Below are 25231 nucleotides of genomic sequence, written 5' to 3' on the forward strand. Positions count from 1 at the left end.
AAAAAAGCCCTCGATTGAGGGCTTTTTTGTTTAGGTGAAGAGCCAGGTGTAGTAACCCCAAAGCATCAGTGGCCATGCCAGAAAGGGGCTAAATAACCATTTCCATAACCAAAACTTTGGAATAAAACCTACACCGTGAATAAAGCCACCTGAAATACCGATCATGATATACATCATGGTACGGTGACTATATTCACCATTTGCATCTAGCATCATTGCTGGATGAATCAATAAAACGGCTGCAAGCGGCAATGCCAACAAAAATGAAATGGCCATTGCAAACTTGTTCGGCTTCTTGGTCTCTGTTGTTATTGCAGCTTCAGTCATTTTTTATTCCTCATCCAGATCTTGATGATGTTCGATGTAAAGGGCGCTGAGTACCCCAGCAAAACACGCCATTAAAATTCCAAGAATCCAAGCGAAATACCACATATCTATTCTCCTTGCACACAAGCCTAGTAAAGGCTGTGTGAATTATCCTGAACGTGTTTATTGGTGATCACACCCCACATTTTGTAGTAACACCAAGTGGTGTAACACAAGATTAGTGGTACAAAAATACAAGCGGCTACAGTCATAACAGTGAGTGTGGTTTTACTAGAAACCGCATCCCACATGGTCAAGCTAATCGCTGGATTAAGACTTGATGGCATTAAGAATGGGAACAATGCAAAACCAGCAGTCAAGATTGAACCGATGACAGCAAGACTTGAACCGAGGAAGCTGAAACCAGCCTTGTTTTTACCTGCAGCAAGCACCACGATGATGCCACCAAGAATACCCATGATAGGCGCAATCATTGTAATTGGATAGGTAGTGTAGTTGTTCATCCAACCGTGGTTGCCATTGGTAAGCACTTCTTTGGCTAATGGATTGGCAGCCGCATTGGTATCAAACGGTTGTACCAAGGTATAACCTTCAATACCACCGAAGTATAACCATGCACCGGCACCCAAGAAGCAGACTAAGAACAGCATGCCCATGATTTGAGTTGCTTTGGCAGAACGTGCACGTAAATCGCCATCAGTACGAAGCATCAGCCATGCACCACCATGTGCACACAGCATCGATAAGCTAACCAGACCGCAGACGATCGCAAATGGGTTAAGCAGGGCAAAGAAGCTACCTGTATAGGTTGAACGTACGGTTTCATCTAAAGTGAAAGGTACACCCAGGAACATGTTCCCGAACGCGACACCAAAGACCAGTGCTGGAACTGCACCACCAATCGATAAACCCCAGTCCCAAGAATTACGCCATTTGGTGTTTTCTAACTTGGAGCGGTAGTCGAAACCGACAGGTCGCAAGAACAAGGCGAACAAGACCAGAAGCAGGGCCCAGTACATGCCTGAGAAAGCAGTTGCATAAACCATTGGCCAGGCAGCAAACAGTGCACCACCGGCAGTAATAAACCAAACCTGGTTGCCGTCCCAGTGTGGGGCAATCGTATTGATTGCCGCACGACGTTCGTCATCATTTTTACCTACGAATGGCATAATAGCCATCGAGCCCATATCGAAACCATCGGTCAGGGCGAAACCAATCAGCAATACGCCAACCAATACCCACCAGATAATTTTGAGAAGTTCATATTCGATCATGATTGAGCCTCCCCATGAACTTTGTTTTGTGCTTCAAGTTTTTCAAAATGGTATTTACCAGTATGTAAAGAACTTGGCCCTAGGCGAGTGAATTTGATCATCAAATACATCTCGATAATAAGCAGCACGGTATAGAATGCAGCCAGTGCAATGATTGAACCCCAGATGTCGCCAGTACTTAATGTAGAGGTAGACAAGTGTGTAGGAAGTACTTCACCAATCGTCCACGGTTGACGGCCACCTTCTGCCACGTACCAACCAGTTTGTGCTGCAATCCATGGTAGTGGTAGAGAAAATAGGGCAAATTTAAGTAACCAAGGTTTGTTTTCAGCATTGCGTTTTGCCACGGCATAAGTCGCAATGATGAACAGAAGTAACATCAGGAAGCCTGAAGCAACCATGGCACGGAACGAGAAGAACAGTGCTGTTACGTTTGGAATAGTATCTTTCACTGCAGATTTGATATGTTCTTCAGACGCATCTACGACATTTGGAGAATACTTTTTCAGAAGCAAGCCGTAGCCCAAGTCTTTTTGATTTTGTTCAAATGCGGCTTTCAGTTCAGGAGATTTATCCCCTGCACGGAGTTTTTCCAATTGATCATAAGCAAGCATACCGTTACGGATACGGACTTCATGTTGAACCATGAGGTCTTTAAGACCTGTTACTTCTTTATCTAAAGAACGTGTCGCAATAATACCCATTACATATGGAATTTTGATGGCGTAGTCAGTACGTTGTTCTTGTTGATTCGGAATACCAAACAATGTGAATGGCGCAGGAGCTGGGTGAGTCTCCCATTCCGCTTCAATCGCAGCAAGTTTGGTTTTTTGAACATCACCTAGCTCATAACCCGATTCGTCACCTAGCAGGATCACGGAAAGAGTAGAGGCTAAACCGAAAATGGCAGCGATGGCGAAAGAACGACGTGCAAAAGGAACATCGCGTTTTTTCAACAGGTAGAAACTTGAAATCGCCAATACAAAGATTGCACCAGTTACATAACCCGCAGAAACGGTATGTACAAATTTCACCTGAGCTACAGGGTTGAAAATCAACGCACCGAAGTCAACCAGTTCCATACGCATGGTTTCATAGTTAAATGCTGAACCGACCGGGTTTTGCATCCAGCCATTCGCTACCAGAATCCACAGTGCTGACATATTGGAACCGAGAGCAACCAGCCAGGTTACGCCTAGATGCTGAACTTTAGAAAGTCGATCCCAGCCGAAGAAGAATAAACCAATAAAAGTCGATTCCAGGAAGAATGCCATCAGGCCTTCAATCGCCAGTGGAGCGCCAAAAATGTCGCCTACATAGTGCGAATAATATGCCCAGTTTGTTCCAAACTGGAATTCCATGGTTAAACCAGTGGTCACCCCTAAAGCGAAGTTAATACCGAAGAGTTTTCCCCAGAATTTGGTCATGTCCTTGTAAATTTCTTTACCGGAAATCACATAGGTGGTTTCCATAATGGCAAGAATAAAAGCGAGACCAAGAGTAAGAGGTACAAAAATAAAGTGATACATCGCGGTCATTGCAAATTGGAACCGCGAAAGATCGACCACGCTTTCAGAAATCATCAACGTGTCTCCTTGATTGGGGAAGGACTGCCGGCGATGTGCTCGGCAACTTGATTGTCAAAATTTTTGGGAATAGTAGGTGTGTCGAACCAGATATGTTTAATTGTCAACAAGAGAACAATCTTAATTATTAATATGATTGTTATCTCGCGAACTAATCGTTGGTTAAAATCTTTTGGTATTAAGCTCATGCAAACAAGCCTATTTTTAAAACATAATGGATATTATTAAACAAAAAGTAACTAAAAATAAATAGATTAAACAGTTAAAGTAAAAATATATTATTTATAATAATAAAAACAATAACTTATTATTTGTTAGGGTTAAAAAATAAACTAATTTTTATGGGTTTAAAGTTGAGTTAAATACTCTGTATTAAGATTTTTTAAATCCCAACTAAAATGGTCATGTATTATATTTAAAGTTGACTAAAATAGTTATGTATTATGTAAAATCCGACCAAAATGGTTGCATATTGTTGAAAATTGGTATTTGAAATAATGTTTATTAAGTAGGGTTAATCTGTTTTTTAATTAGGGTTTAATAATTTAAAAAAGAAAATAATGCAGATGTAGTTTTAAATATTCTATTTGTGAGAAATAAAAAAGACCGCCCGTAGGTGGTCTTTTTGGTTTTGGATACCGTTTAGACTTAGAAGTCGTAACGTAAGCCTAGAGAAAGACCAGTTGCATCTTGACCTTGGGCTCCAGCTATGTTGTTTGAACGAGCTTGAGTCCAAGGAGTTAGAGTTGAGTTTTCATCATTCAGTACTGTTGCAAGGTTTGCATATACACGTACAGCAGGATCTAAACGATGTTCTACACCTAGTGCTAATAATGTTGCATTTGACTCATCTGCATCTACGTCACGGTAGAATACTTCGCCACGTAATGATGTTTTTGGTGCAAATTTATATTCACCCGCTACACCAAATACTTGTGCATCTGGATTTGCTTCAGAGTTATCATGCTGAAGGAATTGATATAAACCGCCAAGGTTGAAGTCAGGAGTGATTTTATATGCAGCAGCCACACGGAACCCATCACGTTCGCCACGAGTGGCTTCTTCTTCATAATGCTCATATGCAGCAGCAAAATCGACTTTACCTTCTTTATAGGTTAAAGCAAGGTCGTATGCTTTATCTTTGTCCTTGGCACCATCTTTAGTAGCATCCGGGCTATTTGTTTCATGTAGTGACATCGCACCTAATACATTGAAACCACCACCAAACTTAGGTGATTTGTATTCAATGGTATTGTTATTACGTTCATCAAAACGCAAGTTGCCAGCACGTGTGACGTTACGAACATCACCGACCATATCACCAAAGAAGTTGACCGGGCCACGTGCTACTTTGAATGGGCTGTCAAAACGACCGATACGCGCTTGACCGAAATCACCTTTTAAACCAACAAAAGTATCGCGAGTTGCAAATTCAACATCATCATTTGCAGAACCACTTGCAAAGTTAATTTCCTGTTCGATTTGACCAAATACGGTCATGCCATTTTCTAGTTTTTGTTCAGCTTTAAAGCCTAGGCGTGAAGAGTTTGAAGAAAGACCTACTTCATTATAATCTTGACCATCATCCAGATAATCTAAAGAAACGTGTGCACGACCATACACTTTAACATCAGCAGCAGCTGCCATAACTGGTGTTAAAATTGTTGCCCCGATTGCTAATGCAGATAACGTTTTTTTCATGTGTAGCTCCAATAAGACTTGTTTTGGTCTTAACAAGGGTGTTGTAGTAGCTTTGTTAAATTTTGCTACCGGTCCTGTATTGGTGCTAAGTATTAATTACAAATAAGACAGTAAGATTAAGGAAATATTTCAAAAATATTAAATGTTTTGTTTTGTAAAAAAATGATTTTGAATTATTTTTTTTATAAAAATTATTTAAAATCAAATTATTAATGATTTTTCGTCATTAAGGTTTACAAAAAATAAGAATGGAGCTTAGGCTCCATTCTTAGGATATGCAGAAATAATTTAAAGTGCAGCCTTAATTTTTTCTGCCAGCGCCTTAATTTTCTCTTGGTCACCCATTTGTGCAGCATGTTTGCCCAGGTTATGAAGAGAGGTGGGTACTAGATGGAAATGTACGTGTGGTACGGTTTGACCCGCAGACGCGCCTGAAAGTTGCATTAACACAATGCCTTTGACTTCTAGGGCTTTTTCCATCGCTTTAGCAATTTTCTGTACAATTTGAATGGTATAAGCAGCAGCATCAGGTGGTAGATCAAGCAATGTAATTGCAGGGGTTTTAGGGATGACTAGCGTGTGACCTTCAGCTTGCGGCATGATGTCCATAAAAGCGAGGACTTGGTCATCTTCATACACTTTAATTGCAGGAATTTCATTGCGGATAATTCGTGCAAAAATATTTTGATCATCGTAAAGCATGGCTAATCCTTGAAAGTGATTTTGTACTGTAATTATTTACAGTTCAATTCTTTCTGACGATCTTTGATGGAGTCAAGTCGTTGTTGCTCTTTTTCTGAAAATTTTGGTTTAGTTGTATAGCAATTATCATTGCCAAACTTCGCCTTAGCTTCAGGATCTTTAAAGCAAAAACCTTTAGATGCATAAATGACATCATGGTCATTTTTCAATTTTTGACATTCTTGCTCTGGCGTTGCTGCAAAAGCACTTGCCCCAATAAAAGTTGCAACACTAGCAAAAATTGCAACACTTAACTTAGTCATGAGAGTTTCCTCTGTAAGAACATTGTGTATAACACATAATCACAATATTAGGTTTCGTTATCATTATTCAATGGCGAGTTATTACTCAAGTGTAATTTTACTCCATGATTCGTACATTTTTACAGCGCTAGAGAAGTCACTGTCTTTTTCTGCTAAATCACTGGAAGCTTGAATTAAACTTTGGGTAAGGGCAATGACTGGCGCAGAAAGTTTAGCTCCACGAACCAAGTCTAAAGCAATCCCGGTATCTTTAGCTAATAATGGTAGGGCAAAGGTTAGAGGAAAACTGCGATTTAAAATACGCTGCGGTAAAACCGTTTCCGTTACACCGCTTTTGCCACTGGAGGCATTAATACAATCTAAGGCTTCATTTAGGTTTACGCCATGCGCTTTGAGGGCAGTAAAACCTTCTGCCACTGAACAAAGGTTTACAGCCAACAACATATTGTTTACTGCTTTCACTGCAAATCCTGCACCCGGGCCACCGACATGTTTGATCAGTTTGCCGAAGGCTTGAATTGCGGGCAGGGCCTGTTCAAAAGCTGTAGCTTCTCCGCCAATCATTACCGTCAATGTGGCATTTTCAGCGCCAATGGTTTGACCACTGACAGGGGCATCAAGGAAATCTACATTTTGTAATTTGAGTTGCGTTGCCAGATTTTTTGCCGATGCAGGAACACCACTGGTGCAATCGACCCATACCGCACCTGATTTAATTTTAACAGTGGCAATGAGGTCTTCGACTTCTTTGCTGGTCGGTAAACAGGAGAAAATAATATCTGCTTGAACTGCCTGTTCCAGTTCGACTGCTTGCGTGCCAAATTCAGTTGCGTGCTGTTTGGCTTTTTCGAAATTACGGTTCCAGACATAGACCGTGTCGAAATGCTGTGGTAAATGGGCTGCCATGCGGTAACCCATAGCCCCTAAGCCGATGAATGCAACTGACTGAATCATGATGTGTCCTTTATATTTTGCTTGATCTGTGTTTTAACCATGTGGTCATAAATGGCCAGAACTCATTGGCACTGGATTGGCTTGACATCAGCCCTAAATGACCACCGGGAATGAGAGTAAACGTGACATCTTGACTATTTGTCAATTCAATTAAAGGCTTAACTGCTTCTACAGAGACGATCTGATCGCTACGACCCGCACCCACCAATACAGAGCACTCGATATTTTTTAATTCGATATTCTTATCTTGTAATTGGATAACGCCATTTTTGAGCGGATTTTGTAGCCAGACATTAAAAATCATGTCCTGATTGATACCGCCAGGATAATCAATCATGCGATTCAGGAAGTGTCCCATGGTGGCATGTTCGTATAAGGCTTGCGTGTTATCCAGATTAAGCAGGAGCTGTTTCTGACTTTGAATCCATCCTATAGGGTCTATAATTTTAAACCCGAATGAATTTAATACTCCCGGAGTATGTATTAGGGATTTAGGTAAAGTTTCAGAATAGATTTTGTTTTGCAGAGCCTTATTTTTGGTAATCAGTTGATTGACCTTTTGAAAAATTTTACCGGTACGACCTGAAGCATGGCTGTCTACCGGACTGCCCAATACAATTAAATTCTTAACGTAGTTCGGTTGATGCAGTGCGCAATACAGCATGACAAATACACCGGCCATACTCCAGCCATGCAGTGAAATTTCATCGCTATTTGAATGCTGACGAATTTGGGTGATGCAATGGGGAATGGCATCATCAATGAATGACATGAAATTAAGGAAGCGATCTTTATAGTTGTATTGTCCCCATTCGACTAAATAAACATCAAAACCACTATTCTGAAAATGCTTCACCAACGAACGGTAAGGGTAAAGATCGTAAATGGCCATGTTGATTGCAAGTGGTGCAACAAAGACTAGTGGTTCTTTGTATTGTTTATCTGGTGAGGCGTAATAACGCACCCGGGTTTGTTTGTACTCTGCAATGATTTCATAGGGCGTAGTTTGCGATAAAACCAGCGATTTTGAATTAAACAAACGGGTCGACAGGTTCTTAAGTTTGTTTCTGTGCTTGGCAATTTTATTTTTAACTTGAATCATTGCTGCGGGTACTAACATATGAGTGGATTGGTCGAAGTGTAGGCGATATTTGTGCATTATACCTTGACCTGAAATACCTTAGGCGCTCAAAATGTTGGCAATTATTAGCAACGGCAGTCCAAGGACTGGGTAGGAAAGATGAGCCAACAAGACGACATTGAATACCAATTAGATACTTTAGCCATTCGTACAGGTCATACACGTAGTTTTGAAGGCGAGCATGGCGAGCCAATTTTCCTGACATCTTCATTTGTTTATGAAAATGCAGCAGAAGCAGCCGCTAAATTTTCGGGTCAGGAACCGGGAAATATTTATTCACGTTTTACCAATCCGACTGTGGCGATGTTTGAAAAACGTTTAGCTGCCCTGGAAGGTGCTGAACGTGCTGTGGCGACCAGTTCTGGTATGGCAGCAATTATGGCTGTTGCAATGTCATATTTGAAAATGGGTGATCATGTCATCTGTTCACGTGCCGTGTTTGGTTCGACTGTATCTTTATTTGAAAAATACGTGGCTAAATTTGGCGTAACTGTTGATTTTGTTGATTTGACAGATTTGCAAGCATGGGAAAATGCTATCAAGCCTGAAACCAAACTCTTGTTTGTAGAATCTCCATCCAACCCGCTTGCTGAAGTTGCTGATATTCAAGCCTTGGCTGATCTTGCACATGCCCATGGTGCATTGCTTGCGATTGATAACAGCTTCTGTACGCCAGTGTTGCAACAACCGATTAAATTTGGTGCGGACTTGGTGGTTTACTCAGCGACTAAATATCTCGATGGTCAAGGCCGTGCTTTAGGTGGTGCTGTAGTGGGTAATCATAAACTGCTTGAAGAAGTCTTTGGTTATGTGCGTACTACCGGTCCATCAATGAGCCCATTTAATGCTTGGGTATTCTTGAAAGGTCTGGAAACTTTGCGTTTACGTATGCGTGAACATTCAGCAAATGCACAGAAACTGGCTGAATTCCTGAATACTCATCCAAAAGTTGAAAAAGTTTATTACGCGGGTTTGCCTTCACATGTCGGTCATGAGCTTGCAGCGAAACAACAAACTGGTTTTGGCGGTATTGTTTCGTTTGAAGTAAAAGGTGGTCGTGAAGGGGCTTGGAAAGTCATCGACAATACCCAATTTATTTCAATCACCGGTAATTTAGGTGATGTGAAATCGACAATTACTCACCCAGCGACGACAACTCACGGTAAACTCTCAGCAGAAGCGAAAGAAGCTGCCGGTATTCGTGAGGGTTTAATTCGTGTATCTGTTGGTTTAGAAGATATTGATGATATTATTCGCGACATTAGTCGTGGTTTAGATTTAATCTAATTTATAGATATTGATTTAGAAATTGATTGTTCGGAGAATTTTATGAACATTAATATGTTGATGCAGCAAGCACAGCGCATGCAGAAAGATGTTGAAAACAACATGAAAAAAGCCAAAGAAGAGCTGGCTCAAACTGAAGTTCATGCTGAAGCAGGCGGCGGTTTGGTGAAAGTGACCATGACTTGCCGTAACGTGGTAAAACGTATCGAAATCAATCCTGAACTTTTGCAAGACGATGCAGATATGATTGAAGACTTGATTGCGGCTGCCATGAATGATGCAGCGCGTCAGGCTGAAGCGGTTTCTGAAGAACGAATGAAAGCGGTTAACTCTGGTATGGGCTTGCCACCAGGCCTTGCTGGTTTATTCTAAGGAATACGTTGAGTGTTTAGTGATCGATTTGATCAATTGGTACAAGCTTTACGTATTTTGCCAAGTGTTGGGCCGAAATCGGCTCAGCGCATGGCATTACACCTGATCATGAAAAATAGGGAAGGTGCAGTCGGCTTGGCACATGCCTTAAATGAAGCAACGTCCTATATCCATGAATGTAGCGTTTGTCATTCACTGACTGAAAATGAAGTGTGTGATATTTGCCTGTCCCATGAACGTGATGATCAGCTGTTATGTGTGGTGGAATCACCAGCAGATGTGATGGCGATTGAACAAAGTGGCAGTTTTCGTGGCAAATACCATGTGTTGGGTGGACATTTGTCACCACTGGATGGGATTGGTCCTGAAGAAATCGGCATTCCATATTTGATTCAACGCTTGAGTCAAGGTGGTGTTTCTGAAGTGATACTGGCAACCAATGCCACTGTGGAAGGTCAGGCAACTGCATATTATCTGGTAGAAGCAACCAAGCATTTACCTCTGAAAATGACCCGTATTGCTCAAGGTGTTCCTCAAGGGGGAGAGCTTGAGTATGTGGATAGTCATACTTTAAGTCAGGCAGTGCATAATCGCATGCGTATGAAATAAGTGTCAGGGTACTTATTTCATCACTTTTGATGAGTTTAAATTTGAATTTTATTTGTTTAAATTAAGTTTAAACTTATACAAAAAATATATAAAAGCTCATTATTTTTTGATTTAAATACTAAAAATAGAGTGAATATGCGTACTAGATGTAAAATTTGTTATATCTAAATGTTATATATCGGTTAATATGCTTTTTAAGAGAATCTGATTTTAGACTCGGTAATATGTTTCAGTTCATTCAGCAACAAAAAGACTTAGATAATATTTTGCATTTGATGGGTCAGACATCCATTTATGGATTAGACACAGAATTCATCAAAGTGGATACTCTGTGGCCTAAATTGGGTGTATTTCAGATCAATGTTGCAGGTCAGGTCTTTTTGCTCGATGGGACAAGTTTGGATTTGTCTGCATTTTGGCAAAAATTATTTCAAGCACATCAGAATGTTTTCCACGCCTGTAGTGAAGATATTGATCTCATTTATCACTATGCACAGCAAAAAAGCCTAAGCAATGTTTTTGATACTCAGGTCGGCATGTCCTTTTTAGGCCATGGGCTACAGATGAGCTATCAAAATGCGTTAAAGCACATGCTGGATGTCGATATCGACAAAGGTCAAACGCGATCTGACTGGTTGGCACGTCCGCTTACTCCTGAACAGCTGAGTTATGCTGCGAATGATGTACTTTATTTAATGAATTTATCCAATAAAATTCAGCATGAATTAACTGAAAAATATTTGCTCGATTTTGCACTCGAAGATTGCCGTCATCTGACCCATGAAATTGGTCAAGAAACGCCATTAGATTTGCTCTACCATGATATTGGTAATTATCGTCATTCACGCCGTCAACTGATGCAGTTACAACAACTGGCTGTGTGGCGTGAACAGATGGTTAAAGCGCTGAATTATCCACGCAGCTTTATTTTGAAAAGTTCAACCATGATTGATTTGGTTGAAAAAAATCCGCGTAATCCTTTCCAGCTATCCAGTATTAAAGATATTCGCCAAAATATCGTGCGCGATCATGGGAAGACCATTTTAGATTTATTGAAGTTTTTGCCCGAGCAGGCGGAATGGCCACTTCGTATGGCACGTCCAATTCGTCATTCATCCAAAGATATTGGTGAAAAGGTCGATAAAGTCATTCAGGCGGTAGTAGAAGAAACAACAGTGCCGAAAGAAGTACTGATGCGTAAAAAATGGCTGAATGCACTGTATCAACATGTGGTATTTCATAATGATGAGCAGGATTTACCGGCTTATCTTTTAGGTTGGCGCTATGAGCTGTTAACCAAGCCACTGATTGATGTTTTACATGCTGACGAACAATATCTGTCTACCCAAATGAAGGTGATGGAATAATTTTTAAACAGATTGATTAAAGAATTATCGTTTATACAAAATCAAGACTGATGCGTTAATAATCACTAATGTATCCGTCTTTTTTTTGCTGTATGCTTGAGCTAAGTTTTATGAGTACTGTTTCAACTATGCATTGTTCAATTTTCAAATCCAGCAAAAAAGATGAAATGTATCTTTACATTGCCCGTCCTGAGCCAACTGAAAACGAAGCTGAAGCAGCGAGTCCACTTGAAATTTTGCCAGAACCGATGCGTGTTGCCTTCGGTCGTGCAACTTTTGTCATGGATTTAGAGCTATCTGAAAGCCGTAAATTGGCTCGTGTAAATGTGTTGCATGTGATTGACTCCATTCAGACTAAAGGTTTCTTTATTCAAGTGCCACCAGAAGGTTTAATCAATCCTAATCAAGCTGCCCCAGAAGGGTTGCGCGGTGCCTAAAGTCGATTCAGGAGTTGCACGATGAATAGTTTTCTTTCACTACTAGATTCAATTCCTGAAGACAGCATCGCTGTCACGGTTTATGTATTAGGCAGCATTATTATTCTTTGGGCGTGGTATGCGATTGCAAAACGCTTGCCTAAACCTTTAGGTGGAATCACGTGGATCATTGGATTTGCGATTTTACTGACGCCTACGGTGTCTGAAGGAAATAATGCGTCCATCGCCCCAGCAATTTTTGGGTTGTTATTTGGCATTTTAACCAAAGAAACTGCTTTGGTCTGGTCAAATGCCTCTCTCATTCTATTTGTGATCGGGCTGGGTTTAGTGGTTGGCTATTTATGGTCAAGATACACAGCCAACAAAGCAAAATTTGTAGTCAACAAAAATAGTTCACCGCTTTAAGTAAAACAATAAGGTTCAATCATGTCTGTGGATACTCAACAATTTTCTGGTACAGATCAGTACATTGCGACTGATAGTTTAAAACTTGCTGTTAAAGCTGCACGTGCATTGCAAAAACCACTTTTGGTTAAAGGTGAGCCGGGTACGGGTAAAACTTTACTTGCAGAACAAGTCGCTGAAAGTTTGGGGCTTGAACTGATTACCTGGCATATCAAGTCAACCACCAAAGCACAGCAAGGTTTGTATGAATACGATGCTGTATCGCGTTTACGTGATAGCCAACTGGGCGATGATCGTGTTTATGACATTAAAAACTACATCAAACCTGGAAAATTGTGGGAAGCATTCACCCGTGAACAACGCTGTGTATTGTTGATTGATGAAATTGATAAAGCAGACATTGAGTTTCCAAACGACTTATTGCATGAACTGGATAAAATGTCGTTCTTTGTTTATGAAACCGGGGAAACCATCACCGCGACGCATCGTCCGATCGTGATTATCACTTCAAACAATGAAAAAGAATTACCGGATGCATTCTTGCGCCGTTGTTTCTTCCATTATATTGAATTCCCTGATGAAGCGACCATGCGCGAGATTATCGATGTGCATTTTCCGCAGGTTTCATCAGCTTTGGTGAATGAAGCCTTGCAGGTTTTCTTCAAGCTTCGTCAAATTCCGGGTTTAAAGAAACCACCATCAACGTCTGAACTGATTGACTGGTTAAGCTTATTGATGGCAGATGATATGCCTGAAGATATCTTGCGTAATCATGACAAATCGAAAGCCATTCCACCGCTGTATGGTGCGCTGATTAAAAATGAGCAAGATGTACAATTGCTTGAACGTTTAGCCTTTATGTCGCGTCGTTAATAAGGAGACATCGCCCCATGTTTGTGCGATTGTTTTATACCTTAAGAAAATATGGCGTACCGGTTTCAACACGTGAACTAATTGATCTGAATGAAGCGGTTGCTTCAGGCCTGGTTTTTGCAGATCAGGAGGAGTTCTACCAACTTGCAAAAACCGTCATGGTCAAAGATGAGCGTTTCTTTGACAAGTTTGACCGTGCCATGAAAGATTACTTTGACGGCATCTCAACTTTTGATCTGGATGATTTGCTCAATCAAGTGCATAAATTGCCGAAAGACTGGTTTGATCTTGAGCTGATCGAAAAGCATCTCACCCCAGAGCAGCGCGAAGAACTCAAAAAAGCCGGTTCACTTGAAGAGCTGATGAAGATGCTGGAAGAGCGTCTACGTGAACAGCACAAGAAGCATCAGGGCGGTAACAAGATGATCGGTACCGGTGGCACCTCGCCATTCGGTGCTTATGGTGATCACCCTGAAGGTGTACGCATTAGCGGGCCGGGACGTAAACGTTCTGCCGTCAAAGTCTGGGAACAACGTAAATATCAAAATCTCGATGACGAACAGATTTTAGGAACACGCCAAATGCAAATGGCGTTACGTCGTTTGCGTAAATTTGCCCGTCAAGGTGCTGCTGAAGAACTGGACATTAATGGTACGATTCGTGAAACGGCGAAGCAAGGTATTTTAGATGTACAATTGGTGCCAGAACGACGTAACCGTATTAAAGTGCTGATGTTGTTTGATGTCGGTGGATCAATGGATTCGCACATCGCACAATGTGAAAAATTATTCAGCGCGGCCAAAACAGAATTCAAAACCCTAGAATATTTTTATTTCCATAATTGTCTGTACGATTATGTGTGGAAGGACAATATTCGTCGTTCTAACACGCGTATGAACACCTGGGATTTATTCAATACCTATGGGCGCGACTATCGTGTAATTGTCGTTGGGGATGCCAGTATGGCACCTTATGAGCTGAGTTCTGTAGGCGGTTCGGTGGAATATATGAATGATGAAGCGGGCAATGTCTGGTTGCAGCGTTTACGTCAGCATTTTGAAAAAACCGCCTGGCTGAATCCTGAAGAAGACCGTTATTGGCATTACACGCATACCATTGGTCAAATTAAGCAGATTTTTGAAGATCATATGTATCCAATGACCTTGAAAGGTGTGGAAGATATGACAAAATATTTAGCTCGCTAGGCATAATAAAACTCAACGCGTTCGTTTTAAATGAAGGAATAGTAAAATGACTCATCAAATTAATGGTATCCCATTACCCAATGAAGAAGGTTTCTTTGGACAATACGGCGGTCAATTTATCCCACCTCATTTAAAAGAAGCGATGGATGAGATTAATGTGGCGTATGAGAAAATTCGTCATACTGCAGAATTTCAAAATGAATTGGCAGATTTGTTTGCCAATTATGTCGGTCGTCCAAGCCCACTGTTTCATGCCAAACGTTTGTCGGATCAATTGGGTGGAGCGCAAATCTACCTGAAACGTGAAGATTTAAACCACACCGGTGCACATAAAATTAACCACTGTTTAGGCGAAGCTTTGCTTGCCAAATATATGGGTAAGAAGAAAGTCATTGCAGAAACGGGTGCAGGACAGCATGGTGTAGCCCTCGCAACGGCATGTGCTTTGGTGGGTATCCCATGTGAAATTCACATGGGTCAAGTGGATATTGAAAAAGAACATCCCAACGTCGTGAAAATGAAAATTTTGGGTGCGACCCTGATTTCTGTAACACGTGGTACTGCAACGCTAAAAGATGCTGTGGACAGTGCGTTTGAAGAATATCTCAAAGATCCGAAAAACTACATCTATGCGATTGGTTCGGTGGTTGGTCCACATCCATTTCCGAAAATGGTGCGTGATTTCCAGGCTATTATTGGTGATGAAATTAAAGTTCAAACTCATGATCGTTTCGGTTCGAATCCAGATTATATCGTGGCTTGTGTGGGTGGTGGTTCCAATGCCATGGGTGCTTTCACCGCATTTTTAAATGAACCAGATGTAAAACTTGTAGGGGTAGAGCCTGCAGGTTATGGTCTGGATACCACTATGCATTCAGCAACCTTGACCTTGGGTAAACCGAGTCAACTGCATGGTATGGCGTGTTACGTGCTTGAAGATGAGCAAGGCGAGCCATTGCCGGTACATTCAATTGCTTCTGGTCTGGATTATCCGGGTGTAGGTCCACAGCACAGCTTCTTGAAAGACTTAGGACGTGTGGAATACGCAACAGCAACCGATCAGGAATGCCTGGATGCCTTTATGACATTGTCACGTGTAGAAGGTATTGTTCCTGCACTAGAAAGCTCACACGCGGTGGCATGGGCGATACGTGAAGCACCAAAAATGGCCAAAGATGTGAAAATTGTCGTGAACTTATCCGGTCGTGGTGATAAAGATTCTGATTATGTTGCGGAAAAATTGGGTTTGAACTAGAAAATATGTCCATTTTTTAAAGCTAACTGTTAAGTTCTAGCCGGAAAAATTAAAAAACCTCTCGTTTCGAGAGGTTTTTTATTGAGTTTAAAAGGTTAACTGGCAATATATTGTTGGAGTTGATCAATCAATTTGCGCTGATCCTCCATGACGGCTTTGACCAGGTCACCAATTGAAATCAAGCCAATAAGTTTATCATTTTCAACCACAGGGAGATGACGTAAATGGCGATCTGTCATGAGACCTAAGCAATCTTCAACACTGGTTGATTTGGTAACTGTTAATACTTTTGCAGTCATAATTTCACTGACCGTAGTTTCTTCAGACCTACGTTCCATCAGTGTGACTTTACGCATGTAATCACGTTCAGACAGAATACCGACTACTTTCTCTTGCTCAGTCACTACCAGTGCGCCAATGCCTTTATCTGCCATAAGTGAAATTGCTTCAAGTACAGTTGCTTCTGGACTAATGGTAAAAATAGTTTGTTCAATTTTGTCCTGAATAACTTGTGCTACATTGGTCATTTATTATCGTCCTTTGGTGTTTATTCTTTGATATTAAACTTAGCGCGAAATCAGAAAAATGCAAACACTTTTCAATTCAGAAACTTAATTTTACATTTCTCTGTATTTCGCTTGAACCGTTTGTACAACTGCCTAAGCAGGTTGCAAAGATTCAGAGAAAAAGAAGTGACGCATTTGTTGAGTGGTCAATTTAAATTTTCGACTTGAAGAATTGCATAAAGCAGGCGTAACTTTTAAACGCGTTAATGTCGGCAGTAAGGATTCTTGAAAATCCTTAGGGGTGATTTTACGGGGAGTATAATCTGGCCAATGTAGCTTGGCATAGTTGTGCGCTTGAATACTGTTGAGCCAAAAGGGAAAAATGAAGTCTTCTTGGTCAGACATCATTGCCCAGCCTTGTTGGTGATATAAACCCCAGAGTACACCGCAGTACATCATTGACTTTAAAAGGGTGATTTTAAAGAACAAGTCTTTAGGAATAAGGTGTAAAGATTTAATTTGATTCATACCAAAAGCATCTAGTGACTTCGGGAGCTATTGTAAGAAATTCAGATGAAAGTTCAGTGTAAGCTTTGAGAAACAATGTAAGAAAATATGTATTTAAAAACAATAGGCATTAAAAAACGCCACCTTAGTGACGTTTTGTTAAGCTTGCATTGTGGCTAAATTCTGCCAGTATTGTGCTTTTAGTGAGTCTCGTTCTACACGAAAACCTTGATAATAAAGTTCTGCTAAAAATAATGCTGCTTTACCATGCCCAGCACGAGCGACTTCTTCCAATTTTTGAACCGCATCTGCAAAATTCATTTGAGATTGAATGGTGTTTACTGCATCTGCATATGCATGTTCTAAGTCTTGATGAGAGAGTTGTTGAATCATATTAAACTCCTTATTGTAATTATGATTGCTAGTGTAAAACTTTTAAGTTCGTCTTGATACTAATTTAACTTGGTATTATTAAATTAATATTACATTAAACCTAAATTGTCAAACAATATATGTGGGTAATTCTTATTAATTTAAGTTTACATGATTAAACAATGCACAAAATGATTTTTTATTAATATGGATGTACGGAAACTGTTAAGTATAAGGAGAATAACATGACAAAAACATTAGATGGTTTGAATTTTGATTTGCCTCCAACAGAAGCTCAAATTATTGAGCTTGCTCATCAACATCGCAAAAATTTAGACGAAGCAATTTTTCATCAGGAAATTCATCTGGGTAATTTTTGTCTGGCTCAGCGCAAAAGAGTTTATGATTTTACCCGTCAGCTGGATCCACAACAACGTGAAGAGTTTTATGATGTTTATAATGGCGAGTTAAAGCGTGTCGCAGATGATGATGAACTACATCCAGTTGATTCGGAAAGAGGGGTCGGGGTTTTTGCCATTGCGCTGGTTTTAGGAATTATTGCGTTGGTACTTTACTTTGCCGTGATCAGAAACGTCATAGGATAAGCAGTAGATGATTGCTCAATTTCTGCCACAAGTGTTTTGAAATTGAGCAAATCTACTTGTACTTATTTTTACCGCACCATAGACTACCTTGAGTTCGAGGTAGGTTATGCATATTGCTATAGAAAAAATTGTTCAATTAAAATCTGAAATAAAACTTGAAAATGTTTATAACGTGCTCATTGTTACGATTATCGCCATTATATTAATCCTTGCTTTCATTGCCCTGCATCGACCAATTTCAGTTACACAGTTTGAAAATATTGTGAAACTTTCGTCCCAAGCCAATTATCCCGATACCCAAGAAATGGCCTTGCACCTGATGCAGCAGCATCAGGTTCCTTACGGTCAATACTTTAAATTGATGCAGGCGCATCAGTTGGAAATGACCCGGGCACATCAATTACCTCCTTTGCAGGCGGAGCAATAATCGTTTTAGGCATTTGTTCTATTGAAGGCGAAGGTAGCGTCGGTTCATGTGGAAGCAAATTTTGCTTGAGGGTTGCTTGCAAAGCCTGTTTATCTAATTTGTCATTGACCACAATCAGGGTTAAGCGTTCAGGATGCAGATGTTTCCGGATTGCATTTTGTACGTCTTGCGCAGTCATTTTCTCTAATAGTTGTGGGTATTGATTCAAATAATCTGCCGCTTGGTTGTAAAAACCCATTGAACCTAACTGGGCATTAATATTGGCATTGCTACTATAATTATTTGGAAAAGCCCGTAACATACCGGCTTTGGTTTCTTCCAGCTGTTTTTGATCAATCGGTTGCTGTACAAAATTGACTAGAGCCTGATGAGCAACTTGAATACTGTCGAGTAGCTGGTCTTGTCGGGTTGAGTAACTAAAACTAAAAGTGCCGGGAACCTGGCTAAATGAAAAAGAACTATAAGCCCCATAGGTATAACCTCGTTTCACCCGCAGCTCTTTCATCAAGACAGAGTTAAAGCCATTACCACCAAACATCTGATTGGCAACTTCTAAGGCTAAACGATCTGGATCAAATCGTGTGGTGCCTAAATGTCCCATCATCACATGCGCTTGGCTAGAATTAAAGGTCAGGTGGCGAATATCAAAAGCCGATTTGTCGAGTGGTTGCGCCAGTGGTTTGGCTTTTTCACCCTGTTTTAAATTGCCAGCAATCCGTTCAGAAAGTTGTAGTGCTTGTTTGGCATTGAGTTGACCGGTAATGGCGATATTCAGATTTTGTGCCACCAGAAATTGATCACTAAATTGTTTTAGTTGTTCTGGGGTTATTTTACTGATACTACGTTGTGTTCCGGTAATCGGTTCTGCATAGGGATGCTTTCCATACAAGGCACGATAAAATTGAACATTCATCATCCGGCTGGGGCTTTCCTGGATTTGCTTTTGTCCCACCTGAGTATTGTTTAAGACCAAATCAATACTGGATTTTTTAAACGTCGAATGATTTAAAACTTCCATCATCATGCCTAAAGCTGGTTCAAGTTTTTTAGGGTCAGATAGCACCCTTAATTTTACAACGAACATGTCCCGATAAGCTTGCGCACTAAATTTGGCACCCACGCGTTCAAAAGCACTGGCAATTTTGTTGGCGGTATATTTTTCTGTGCCCTCATCAATCAGCTTTGCCGCCATATTGGCAATACCATACAAACCTGGAGCGATCTCTTCATCCCGTGCTGCACCTGCATTAAATGTCAGTTGAATATCGACCATGGGAAGATCTGGTGATTCTACAAACAGGGTGCGGACTTTATAGCGATTTTTCAGCTCATGAACATAAGGGGCGCGCAATTGAAGCTGTTTATTATTGATTTTTAAACTTTGTAAAAGCGGAATCGAGATTAAATGGGTCGGATTGTCATCGTTAATACTATTTAAGTCCACATCTGCAATTGCAGATTGAGCCGCAACAATAGAACTGAGTGAAATAATATGGCGTAGCTTCAACATGTAAAATTCCGTTATTGTGCTTTATTGTCGGGAGAAAGGTATAAAGTGCTGAGATTGTCACGGCTAAAATAAATATTCGCCACGCGTTGAATATCTTGGGGAGTGACCGTTTCAAAATGCTTTGGCAGTTCATCCATCAAGCGAAAACTTAAACCGTTGATTTCTAAGTTGCCGATCATTTTGGCTTGTCCGGCAATATCATCTTGGCTATAGACTAAATTGGAAACGAATTTAGCAGTCACGCGTTCAACATCTTCGGGTTTGATCAGTTCCGTTTTTAATAAATCAATTTCACTTTGAATGGCTTTTTCAGCCTCTTGTAAACTTATGCCATCAGTAGGTAATGCGGAAATGCTCAATAAGCTGTCTCCACGACTATAGGGATCATAGGAAACACTGATCGCGGTCAAAATTTTCTGGTCACGGACGAGTCGATCTTGCAGTCGTGAAGAAATCCCACTATCCAACAAACTTTTAATAATAGTGAGGGCATAAGCATCTTTGGAGTTTTTAGCCGTGACCAGTGAAGGTACATTCCATGCCATATATAAATTAGGTACTTGCACAGGCAGGTTGAGTTCCATGTGGCGGTAACCAATGCGGTCAAACTCCAATACGTCATTTCTGGGCGGTATTTTTCTGGCGGGAATATCACCAAAATACTTTTGTACTTGCAGCAAGGCATTTTCAGAATCGACATCGCCGACAATAATCAAGATTGCATTATTTGGGGTATACCAGTCACGATACCATTTTTTTACATCTTCAAGCTGGATGTTTTGAAGATTTTTCATGTGCCCAATGACGGGTTGTCGATAATGACTGGTGGGATAAGCAATCCATTTGAATCGTTCAAAAGCCAGTGACCTCGGATTGTCATCGGTACGCAAGCGCCGTTCTTCCATGACCACTTTAATTTCTGGATCGAAATCTTGCTGCCGCAACAGTAAATTACTCATGCGATCCGATTCAAGCTCTAAAGCCATGGGGAAATAAGTTTTAGGATAGAGTTGATAATAATTGGTGTAATTGGTAAAGGTTGAAGCGTTGATACTCCCCCCATAAATACGACTTAAACGGGTAAATTCATCATTGGGAACTTTATTTGTGCCCTTAAACATCATGTGTTCAAGTACATGGGAAATCCCCAGCAAATTCCCCGATTCATCACTGCTTCCCACGCCATACCAGATTTGCGTCATGACCATGGGAGAGCGATGGTCTTCGCGAATAATCACTTTTAAGCCATTTTTAAGTGTGGTTTCAAAGGTGCTGCGTGCCAACTCACTACGTGTCTCTGCATGAACCCATCCGCTTTGTATTGAGAGCAAGGCAAAACCCACGGGTAAAATATATTTTTTTAAAAAAGACCGCTTTGGAAAAAGTGAGACGTAAATTTTGAGCACAATATTTACCAAAGTGATTAATTGTATTTATGATTATTTTTAAGAAATTCCTGTTTGAAAGCAAGGCGGAGTTGTTCGTTTTTGGTGTGTTGTACGTCTACTGGGGATTGCAACGGAAATCTATGCTAGAATCCTTGTTTTTCAACGCAATGCTTTTCAAGGATTCGGCATGCAACAGCAATCTAATGGGCAAAATAAATTTTTGATTGATGCTGATATCGGGGATGACGATGTCACTTTACCGAATTTACCTGCGGTAAATGTACCTATTGTTGAAACTCCAAAACAAGAAGACACCATGGTTTCTGCGCCTGTAGCCACAGAAACTGAACAAGATGATGCATCTAAAGGTGGTTTTTTTAGCCGCATGAAAGTGGGTTTGACCAAAACCCGTAAAAACCTTGCTGATGGCATGGTGAATATTCTGATCGGTGGTAAAGAAATCGATGATGAATTATTGGAGGAAGTTGAAGAGCAATTACTGGTTGCAGATATCGGTGTAGATGCGACGAAAACCATTATTGCCAATTTAACCGAACGTACCACACGTGGCGATTTGATCTATTCACATTCATTGTATAAAGCTTTGCAAGAAGAGCTGGTGGCGATTCTGGCTCCACGTGTCAAGCCTTTACACATTGACCCGAATAAAGCGCCATTTGTTATTTTGGTGGTGGGTGTCAATGGTGTGGGCAAAACCACAACCATTGGCAAACTGGCAAAACGCTTACAAGGTGAAGGCAAGAAAGTGATGCTGGCAGCAGGCGATACCTTCCGTGCCGCAGCAACAGAACAGCTTCAAATTTGGGGTGAACGTAATAATATTGCAGTGGTTGCACAAGGTCATGGTGCAGATAGTGCATCGGTGATTTTTGATGCCTTTGAAAGTGCGCGTGCCAAAGGTGTTGATGTTCTTATTGCCGATACTGCGGGACGTTTACATAATAAAAGTCACTTGATGCAAGAGCTCACTAAAGTTAAACGCGTGATGCAAAAAATTGACGCAACAGCACCGCATGAAATCATGTTGGTGGTGGATGCCGGTACAGGTCAAAATGCGATTAATCAAGTCGAAATGTTTGATGAGGCGGTTGGCCTAACCGGACTTACCATTACCAAGCTTGATGGTACGGCTAAGGGTGGTGTGCTGTTTAACATTGCCAGTCGTACTCATGTGCCGATTCGTTTTATTGGTGTGGGTGAAAAAATCGATGATTTACGTCCGTTTTCGGCAAAATCGTTTGTTGCAGCATTATTTGAAACAGAAAAGTAAAATGCCTGATGTTTCACACAAACTCCGCCAAGTGCGGAGTTTGTTGTTTTTAAGCTAATTGTTTGATTTAAAAAACAACATATAAAAATAACTTATTCAAAGAAGTCCTCTGGAAACGATTAGAATCAACAGATATTAAAAGCTTGGGCATTCGTATTATTGGGGAGTACTGCTGTGGCATTGTTAGAAAAAATTGGTCATGTCCTGAAGTCAGATATCACCAAAGATTTTAAGCTTAAAAAAAGAGCTGCAGAAGAAATACACGAATTAACTTTTGTTGATCATTTGAAAAAACGTCGTAGCATCTATGTGCTGGGGAAGAAGGTTCATTATAGTCAAGCCTATTTGGCAGAACTCATTCAGGAAGCAGTCCGAAGTTGTCCATCGGCCTTGAATTCTCAAAGTTCACGAATTGTGGTGCTATTTGGTGAGTCTCATGAAAAATTTTGGGACATTGTTAAAGAAGTACAACGCAAATTGGTTGCAGTACATGTTTTTGCAGGCACAGAGATGAAGATAGACCAATGTGCCGCAGGTTTTGGTACGGTTCTTTTTTATGAGGATCAGCAAACCATTCAGCGATTACAAAAGAAAATCCCTTTCAATGCAGGGGACTTTCCGGTTTGGTCAGAACAGACTTCAGGCATGGCGCAATATGCAGTATGGACGGCTTTAGCTGATTCAGGGATCGGTGCTTGCCTGCAACACTATAACCCGAGTATAGATTCAGTAGTTGCTGACTATTTTAATATAGACGCATCGTGGTTGCTTCGAGCGCAACTGGTGTTTGGTTCAATTGAGCAAGATGCTGAGCTTAAACATGATCCACAAGATGGCGATCGATTTAGAATATTGGTCTAATCGAGGCTATGAACAAATAAAGCACCTGTCGTAGGTGCTTTATTTGTTTTAAATAAGCATAAAATTCAAAAAGCACTTCATCAAATTGTTTTATAAATAAAACACAATGTCACTTTTTTAGTCATGTACTCATCATAGAATTAACATAAGATAAGTTCATTCTAATAATGTTGAACAAAAAAAGGGGGTATCCCATGTCATTTCTAGATCAAATGAAACAACGCCGTACCATTTACTCAATTAGTAAAAATGTTCCACTGGCACAAGAGAAAATCGAAGAAATCATCAAAGAAGCGGTTCGTAACAGCCCATCTGCTTTTAATTCGCAAACCTCACGTATTGTTACTCTATATGGTGAATCACATACGAAATTCTGGAATATCGTACGTGAAACACTACGTAAAATGGTGCCACAAGATGCCTTTGAAAAGACCGACGCAAAAATTAACAGTTTTGCAGCAGGTTATGGCACCGTTTTATTTTTCGAAGATCAAGATGTGGTCAAATCATTGCAAGAACAGTTTTCATTATATGCAGATCATTTCCCGGCATGGTCAGAGCATTCCACCGGTATTGCGCAGTTTGCCGTGTGGACAGCATTGGCGGAACACCATATAGGTGCTTCATTGCAGCACTATCATCCGGTGATTGATGAGGAAGTTACCAAGACTTTTGACATTCCTAAAAACTGGAAATTACGTGCTCAGTTGGTGTTCGGTGCAATTGAAGCACCTGCCGGAGAAAAAACCTTTATGGATGATAAACTACGCTTTAAGACATTTAACTAAGCATTTCTTTACTTAAAGGCAAAAAGAGCGTTATTGAACGCTCTTTTTTATACCTTAAAAAATCTTAAAAGTTTATATCTATGAAGTTGAAAAGCTTATCTCAACAAAGTCTTGAAGATGCTGGTGTATTGAAAATGGCTTTGTCATAAAATCGTCATTTATACATTGCATAGTGCAACTGAATTTTAACAATGAAAGAAGAGAAAGCAGAATGGCTTTAAGATTAACTTTTGCAGCAGCTGCATTAATGATCAGTGGTACTGCATTTTCGGCGGTCACGATTACAGCACCTGAAGAAATTAAAATTGTTGTGGTAAATGATCAGGAGGTTAATACAGGATTATTCCGCTCAGCGAATAATCAATATAAAGTCGATGCAGGTGAAAGTAGTATTAGTGTGCGTTACACCCAATATTTTGAACACCTGAATGGTGAACACGACATTGTGAAGTCTGGTGTGGTGACCTTAAAAACGCCATTTCTAAAAGATGGTGAAAATTACCGATTAGATTTAGTAAATGCACCAGCAAGTTTTGAAGCTGCAAAAAAATATGCTAAACAACCTATCGTTGCTTTGGTTGATAAAAATAAACAACTACTGGTTCAACAAACCGGTGCAAATACAGAGCAAAAACCTTGGTTGGGACAAGGTATCTTTGCAAAAGCTACAGATTTAACGCAAAAGAAATCGGCACCTGTTAATCAACCTGCTGCTATTTATGCACAGACAACCAGCTTAAATTCTGGCGCAACTGTTAATTCTACTCATTCCGCAGATCAGCAACTGATTCAGCTTTGGCAAAAGTCGAATAAAGCAGAACGTCAAAAATTTATGAGCTGGCTGGCTGAACAAGCGAACTAATTCATAAGGTAACTCATTTAAAGAAAAACCCGCCTGAGCGGGTTTTTCTTTTTATAGGTGCAGTTGTGACATGGAAATTGGTTTTTTTATAGATAAGAAAGGGTAGAAAAAGACTAAAAAAGTGAGAAAAATAGCTTTTTGGTTTAAAAAATAAACAGTCGGTTCTATTTTAACGTTATTTTGATAAATAGGGGTTGCACGCATTTAGAAACTGTATAGAATACGCTGCATCCCGACGAGATAGACGGAAACGAACGAAGCGCGAAGCGTTAAGTTGTTGAGTTTATGGCGTTGAGTGACTTGTCTCTGACGAAGAG

30 protein-coding genes are annotated in these 25231 nt (G+C 40.4%); 15 read left to right on the forward strand and 15 right to left on the reverse strand.

The genetic code is table 11. From position 1 onward, the window contains the following. Positions 1-30: 30 nt before the first annotated feature. From HLH18_RS10355 to HLH18_RS10400, 10 genes are all read right to left on the reverse strand, one after another. Positions 31-327 carry a cyd operon YbgE family protein gene (locus HLH18_RS10355; RefSeq protein WP_131291022.1) on the reverse strand — a complete coding sequence of 99 codons (297 nt, stop codon included), beginning with the start codon at positions 325-327 and terminating at the stop codon, positions 31-33. Positions 328-330: 3 nt separating this feature from the next. Then, on the reverse strand, positions 331-432 hold the full coding sequence (gene cydX / locus HLH18_RS10360; protein WP_002120988.1) for a cytochrome bd-I oxidase subunit CydX: 102 nt from the start codon (positions 430-432) through the stop codon (positions 331-333). A 23-nt stretch (positions 433-455) separates the two neighbouring features. Beyond that, positions 456-1601, reverse strand: a complete 1146-nt coding sequence (gene cydB, locus HLH18_RS10365; protein ID WP_131291020.1) for a cytochrome d ubiquinol oxidase subunit II — start codon at positions 1599-1601, stop codon at positions 456-458. Further along, entirely contained in the window at positions 1598-3184 is a 1587-nt protein-coding gene (locus HLH18_RS10370) for a cytochrome ubiquinol oxidase subunit I (protein ID WP_171529358.1), read from the reverse strand. The genes cydB and HLH18_RS10370 overlap by 4 nt, the downstream gene beginning before the upstream one ends. Further along, positions 3184-3375: a cytochrome oxidase putative small subunit CydP gene (gene cydP, locus HLH18_RS10375; RefSeq protein WP_171529357.1), complete on the reverse strand. Its 192-nt coding sequence runs from the start codon at positions 3373-3375 to the stop codon at positions 3184-3186. Before cydP ends, HLH18_RS10370 begins: the two co-directional genes overlap by 1 nt. Before the next feature lie 460 nt (positions 3376-3835). After that, a complete protein-coding gene (locus tag HLH18_RS10380; RefSeq protein ID WP_171546763.1) occupies positions 3836-4888 on the reverse strand; it encodes a porin in 1053 nt (350 codons plus the stop codon). A 288-nt stretch (positions 4889-5176) separates the two neighbouring features. Continuing rightward, complete coding sequence (locus tag HLH18_RS10385) at positions 5177-5590, reverse strand: HIT family protein (RefSeq protein ID WP_171546764.1); 414 nt, start codon at positions 5588-5590, stop codon at positions 5177-5179. A gap of 32 nt (positions 5591-5622) precedes the next feature. Continuing rightward, positions 5623-5892, reverse strand: a complete 270-nt coding sequence (locus HLH18_RS10390; RefSeq protein WP_171546765.1) for a YARHG domain-containing protein — start codon at positions 5890-5892, stop codon at positions 5623-5625. A gap of 81 nt (positions 5893-5973) precedes the next feature. Further along, positions 5974-6846, reverse strand: coding sequence for an NAD(P)-dependent oxidoreductase (locus HLH18_RS10395; protein WP_171546766.1), 873 nt, complete (start codon positions 6844-6846; stop codon positions 5974-5976). Between the two features lie 10 nt (positions 6847-6856). Next, positions 6857-7948, reverse strand: coding sequence for an alpha/beta fold hydrolase (locus HLH18_RS10400; protein WP_171546788.1), 1092 nt, complete (start codon positions 7946-7948; stop codon positions 6857-6859). Positions 7949-8086: 138 nt separating this feature from the next. Between HLH18_RS10400 and HLH18_RS10405 the strand changes: the two genes are divergently transcribed. From HLH18_RS10405 to trpB, 9 genes are all read left to right on the forward strand, one after another. Continuing rightward, positions 8087-9274 carry an O-succinylhomoserine sulfhydrylase gene (locus HLH18_RS10405; RefSeq protein WP_171546767.1) on the forward strand — a complete coding sequence of 396 codons (1188 nt, stop codon included), beginning with the start codon at positions 8087-8089 and terminating at the stop codon, positions 9272-9274. A 42-nt stretch (positions 9275-9316) separates the two neighbouring features. Next, positions 9317-9646 (forward strand): YbaB/EbfC family nucleoid-associated protein, encoded by a 330-nt coding sequence (locus HLH18_RS10410; protein ID WP_171546768.1) that lies wholly within the window; start codon positions 9317-9319, stop codon positions 9644-9646. 12 nt (positions 9647-9658) lie between these two features. Further along, a complete protein-coding gene (gene recR / locus HLH18_RS10415) occupies positions 9659-10255 on the forward strand; it encodes a recombination mediator RecR (protein WP_171546769.1) in 597 nt (198 codons plus the stop codon). A 224-nt stretch (positions 10256-10479) separates the two neighbouring features. Further along, positions 10480-11622: a ribonuclease D gene (locus tag HLH18_RS10420; RefSeq protein ID WP_171546770.1), complete on the forward strand. Its 1143-nt coding sequence runs from the start codon at positions 10480-10482 to the stop codon at positions 11620-11622. Between the two features lie 128 nt (positions 11623-11750). Then, a complete protein-coding gene (locus HLH18_RS10425; RefSeq protein WP_171529388.1) occupies positions 11751-12059 on the forward strand; it encodes a YcgL domain-containing protein in 309 nt (102 codons plus the stop codon). 21 nt (positions 12060-12080) lie between these two features. Further along, complete coding sequence (locus tag HLH18_RS10430) at positions 12081-12464, forward strand: hypothetical protein (RefSeq protein ID WP_171546771.1); 384 nt, start codon at positions 12081-12083, stop codon at positions 12462-12464. Positions 12465-12485: 21 nt separating this feature from the next. Then, a complete protein-coding gene (locus tag HLH18_RS10435) occupies positions 12486-13337 on the forward strand; it encodes an AAA family ATPase (protein WP_086193380.1) in 852 nt (283 codons plus the stop codon). 17 nt (positions 13338-13354) lie between these two features. Continuing rightward, the gene (locus HLH18_RS10440; protein ID WP_171546772.1) at positions 13355-14542 is read left to right on the forward strand and encodes a vWA domain-containing protein; all 1188 of its coding nucleotides are present in this window, start codon (positions 13355-13357) and stop codon (positions 14540-14542) included. A gap of 46 nt (positions 14543-14588) precedes the next feature. After that, complete coding sequence (gene trpB / locus HLH18_RS10445) at positions 14589-15797, forward strand: tryptophan synthase subunit beta (protein ID WP_171546773.1); 1209 nt, start codon at positions 14589-14591, stop codon at positions 15795-15797. A 95-nt stretch (positions 15798-15892) separates the two neighbouring features. On the opposite strand, the gene HLH18_RS10450 is transcribed toward trpB, so the two are convergent. The 3 genes from HLH18_RS10450 to HLH18_RS10460 form a co-directional block, all read right to left on the reverse strand. Next, entirely contained in the window at positions 15893-16324 is a 432-nt protein-coding gene (locus HLH18_RS10450) for a CBS domain-containing protein (RefSeq protein ID WP_171529348.1), read from the reverse strand. Between the two features lie 132 nt (positions 16325-16456). Beyond that, positions 16457-16831: a DUF2750 domain-containing protein gene (locus tag HLH18_RS10455; protein WP_131290991.1), complete on the reverse strand. Its 375-nt coding sequence runs from the start codon at positions 16829-16831 to the stop codon at positions 16457-16459. A 138-nt stretch (positions 16832-16969) separates the two neighbouring features. Then, the gene (locus HLH18_RS10460) at positions 16970-17203 is read right to left on the reverse strand and encodes an SEL1-like repeat protein (protein WP_067724773.1); all 234 of its coding nucleotides are present in this window, start codon (positions 17201-17203) and stop codon (positions 16970-16972) included. A gap of 224 nt (positions 17204-17427) precedes the next feature. Between HLH18_RS10460 and HLH18_RS10465 the strand changes: the two genes are divergently transcribed. Both HLH18_RS10465 and HLH18_RS10470 read left to right on the forward strand, forming a co-directional pair. Continuing rightward, complete coding sequence (locus HLH18_RS10465; RefSeq protein WP_131290989.1) at positions 17428-17787, forward strand: hypothetical protein; 360 nt, start codon at positions 17428-17430, stop codon at positions 17785-17787. A gap of 106 nt (positions 17788-17893) precedes the next feature. Then, positions 17894-18214: a hypothetical protein gene (locus HLH18_RS10470; RefSeq protein WP_131290987.1), complete on the forward strand. Its 321-nt coding sequence runs from the start codon at positions 17894-17896 to the stop codon at positions 18212-18214. On the opposite strand, the gene HLH18_RS10475 is transcribed toward HLH18_RS10470, so the two are convergent. Next, positions 18141-19724 (reverse strand): insulinase family protein, encoded by a 1584-nt coding sequence (locus HLH18_RS10475; protein WP_171546774.1) that lies wholly within the window; start codon positions 19722-19724, stop codon positions 18141-18143. The two genes, HLH18_RS10470 and HLH18_RS10475, sit on opposite strands and share 74 nt — an antisense overlap. Positions 19725-19735: 11 nt before the next feature. Further along, entirely contained in the window at positions 19736-21076 is a 1341-nt protein-coding gene (locus tag HLH18_RS10480; RefSeq protein ID WP_502708126.1) for a M16 family metallopeptidase, read from the reverse strand. 223 nt (positions 21077-21299) lie between these two features. Here HLH18_RS10480 and ftsY point away from each other — a divergent pair, with 223 nt between their 5' ends. The 4 genes from ftsY (at position 21300) to HLH18_RS10500 (ending at position 24914) form a co-directional block, all read left to right on the forward strand. Then, entirely contained in the window at positions 21300-22403 is a 1104-nt protein-coding gene (gene ftsY, locus HLH18_RS10485; protein ID WP_171546776.1) for a signal recognition particle-docking protein FtsY, read from the forward strand. A 174-nt stretch (positions 22404-22577) separates the two neighbouring features. Then, positions 22578-23264 carry a nitroreductase family protein gene (locus HLH18_RS10490; RefSeq protein WP_171546777.1) on the forward strand — a complete coding sequence of 229 codons (687 nt, stop codon included), beginning with the start codon at positions 22578-22580 and terminating at the stop codon, positions 23262-23264. 194 nt (positions 23265-23458) lie between these two features. Beyond that, positions 23459-24052: a nitroreductase family protein gene (locus HLH18_RS10495; RefSeq protein ID WP_171546778.1), complete on the forward strand. Its 594-nt coding sequence runs from the start codon at positions 23459-23461 to the stop codon at positions 24050-24052. Between the two features lie 211 nt (positions 24053-24263). After that, positions 24264-24914, forward strand: a complete 651-nt coding sequence (locus tag HLH18_RS10500; RefSeq protein WP_171546779.1) for a DUF2057 family protein — start codon at positions 24264-24266, stop codon at positions 24912-24914. The last annotated feature ends 317 nt before the right edge of the window (positions 24915-25231 follow it).

The organism is Acinetobacter sp. ANC 5414 (assembly GCF_013004295.1).
Classification (GTDB): Bacteria; Pseudomonadota; Gammaproteobacteria; order Pseudomonadales; family Moraxellaceae; genus Acinetobacter.

What these genes read in the sequence shown, in the direction of transcription:
- HLH18_RS10355 (WP_131291022.1), bottom strand. Translation starts at nt 327, where the DNA reads ATGACTGAAGCTGCAATAACAACAGAGACCAAGAAGCCGAACAAGTTT.
- cydX (WP_002120988.1), bottom strand. Translation starts at nt 432, where the DNA reads ATGTGGTATTTCGCTTGGATTCTTGGAATTTTAATGGCGTGTTTTGCT.
- cydB (WP_131291020.1), bottom strand. Translation starts at nt 1,601, where the DNA reads ATGATCGAATATGAACTTCTCAAAATTATCTGGTGGGTATTGGTTGGC.
- HLH18_RS10370 (WP_171529358.1), bottom strand. Translation starts at nt 3,184, where the DNA reads ATGATTTCTGAAAGCGTGGTCGATCTTTCGCGGTTCCAATTTGCAATG.
- cydP (WP_171529357.1), bottom strand. Translation starts at nt 3,375, where the DNA reads ATGAGCTTAATACCAAAAGATTTTAACCAACGATTAGTTCGCGAGATA.
- HLH18_RS10380 (WP_171546763.1), bottom strand. Translation starts at nt 4,888, where the DNA reads ATGAAAAAAACGTTATCTGCATTAGCAATCGGGGCAACAATTTTAACA.
- HLH18_RS10385 (WP_171546764.1), bottom strand. Translation starts at nt 5,590, where the DNA reads ATGCTTTACGATGATCAAAATATTTTTGCACGAATTATCCGCAATGAA.
- HLH18_RS10390 (WP_171546765.1), bottom strand. Translation starts at nt 5,892, where the DNA reads ATGACTAAGTTAAGTGTTGCAATTTTTGCTAGTGTTGCAACTTTTATT.
- HLH18_RS10395 (WP_171546766.1), bottom strand. Translation starts at nt 6,846, where the DNA reads ATGATTCAGTCAGTTGCATTCATCGGCTTAGGGGCTATGGGTTACCGC.
- HLH18_RS10400 (WP_171546788.1), bottom strand. Translation starts at nt 7,948, where the DNA reads ATGATTCAAGTTAAAAATAAAATTGCCAAGCACAGAAACAAACTTAAG.
- HLH18_RS10405 (WP_171546767.1), top strand. Translation starts at nt 8,087, where the DNA reads ATGAGCCAACAAGACGACATTGAATACCAATTAGATACTTTAGCCATT.
- HLH18_RS10410 (WP_171546768.1), top strand. Translation starts at nt 9,317, where the DNA reads ATGAACATTAATATGTTGATGCAGCAAGCACAGCGCATGCAGAAAGAT.
- HLH18_RS10420 (WP_171546770.1), top strand. Translation starts at nt 10,480, where the DNA reads ATGTTTCAGTTCATTCAGCAACAAAAAGACTTAGATAATATTTTGCAT.
- HLH18_RS10425 (WP_171529388.1), top strand. Translation starts at nt 11,751, where the DNA reads ATGCATTGTTCAATTTTCAAATCCAGCAAAAAAGATGAAATGTATCTT.
- HLH18_RS10430 (WP_171546771.1), top strand. Translation starts at nt 12,081, where the DNA reads ATGAATAGTTTTCTTTCACTACTAGATTCAATTCCTGAAGACAGCATC.
- HLH18_RS10435 (WP_086193380.1), top strand. Translation starts at nt 12,486, where the DNA reads ATGTCTGTGGATACTCAACAATTTTCTGGTACAGATCAGTACATTGCG.
- HLH18_RS10440 (WP_171546772.1), top strand. Translation starts at nt 13,355, where the DNA reads ATGTTTGTGCGATTGTTTTATACCTTAAGAAAATATGGCGTACCGGTT.
- trpB (WP_171546773.1), top strand. Translation starts at nt 14,589, where the DNA reads ATGACTCATCAAATTAATGGTATCCCATTACCCAATGAAGAAGGTTTC.
- HLH18_RS10450 (WP_171529348.1), bottom strand. Translation starts at nt 16,324, where the DNA reads ATGACCAATGTAGCACAAGTTATTCAGGACAAAATTGAACAAACTATT.
- HLH18_RS10455 (WP_131290991.1), bottom strand. Translation starts at nt 16,831, where the DNA reads ATGAATCAAATTAAATCTTTACACCTTATTCCTAAAGACTTGTTCTTT.
- HLH18_RS10460 (WP_067724773.1), bottom strand. Translation starts at nt 17,203, where the DNA reads ATGATTCAACAACTCTCTCATCAAGACTTAGAACATGCATATGCAGAT.
- HLH18_RS10465 (WP_131290989.1), top strand. Translation starts at nt 17,428, where the DNA reads ATGACAAAAACATTAGATGGTTTGAATTTTGATTTGCCTCCAACAGAA.
- HLH18_RS10470 (WP_131290987.1), top strand. Translation starts at nt 17,894, where the DNA reads ATGCATATTGCTATAGAAAAAATTGTTCAATTAAAATCTGAAATAAAA.
- HLH18_RS10475 (WP_171546774.1), bottom strand. Translation starts at nt 19,724, where the DNA reads ATGTTGAAGCTACGCCATATTATTTCACTCAGTTCTATTGTTGCGGCT.
- ftsY (WP_171546776.1), top strand. Translation starts at nt 21,300, where the DNA reads ATGCAACAGCAATCTAATGGGCAAAATAAATTTTTGATTGATGCTGAT.
- HLH18_RS10495 (WP_171546778.1), top strand. Translation starts at nt 23,459, where the DNA reads ATGTCATTTCTAGATCAAATGAAACAACGCCGTACCATTTACTCAATT.
- HLH18_RS10500 (WP_171546779.1), top strand. Translation starts at nt 24,264, where the DNA reads ATGGCTTTAAGATTAACTTTTGCAGCAGCTGCATTAATGATCAGTGGT.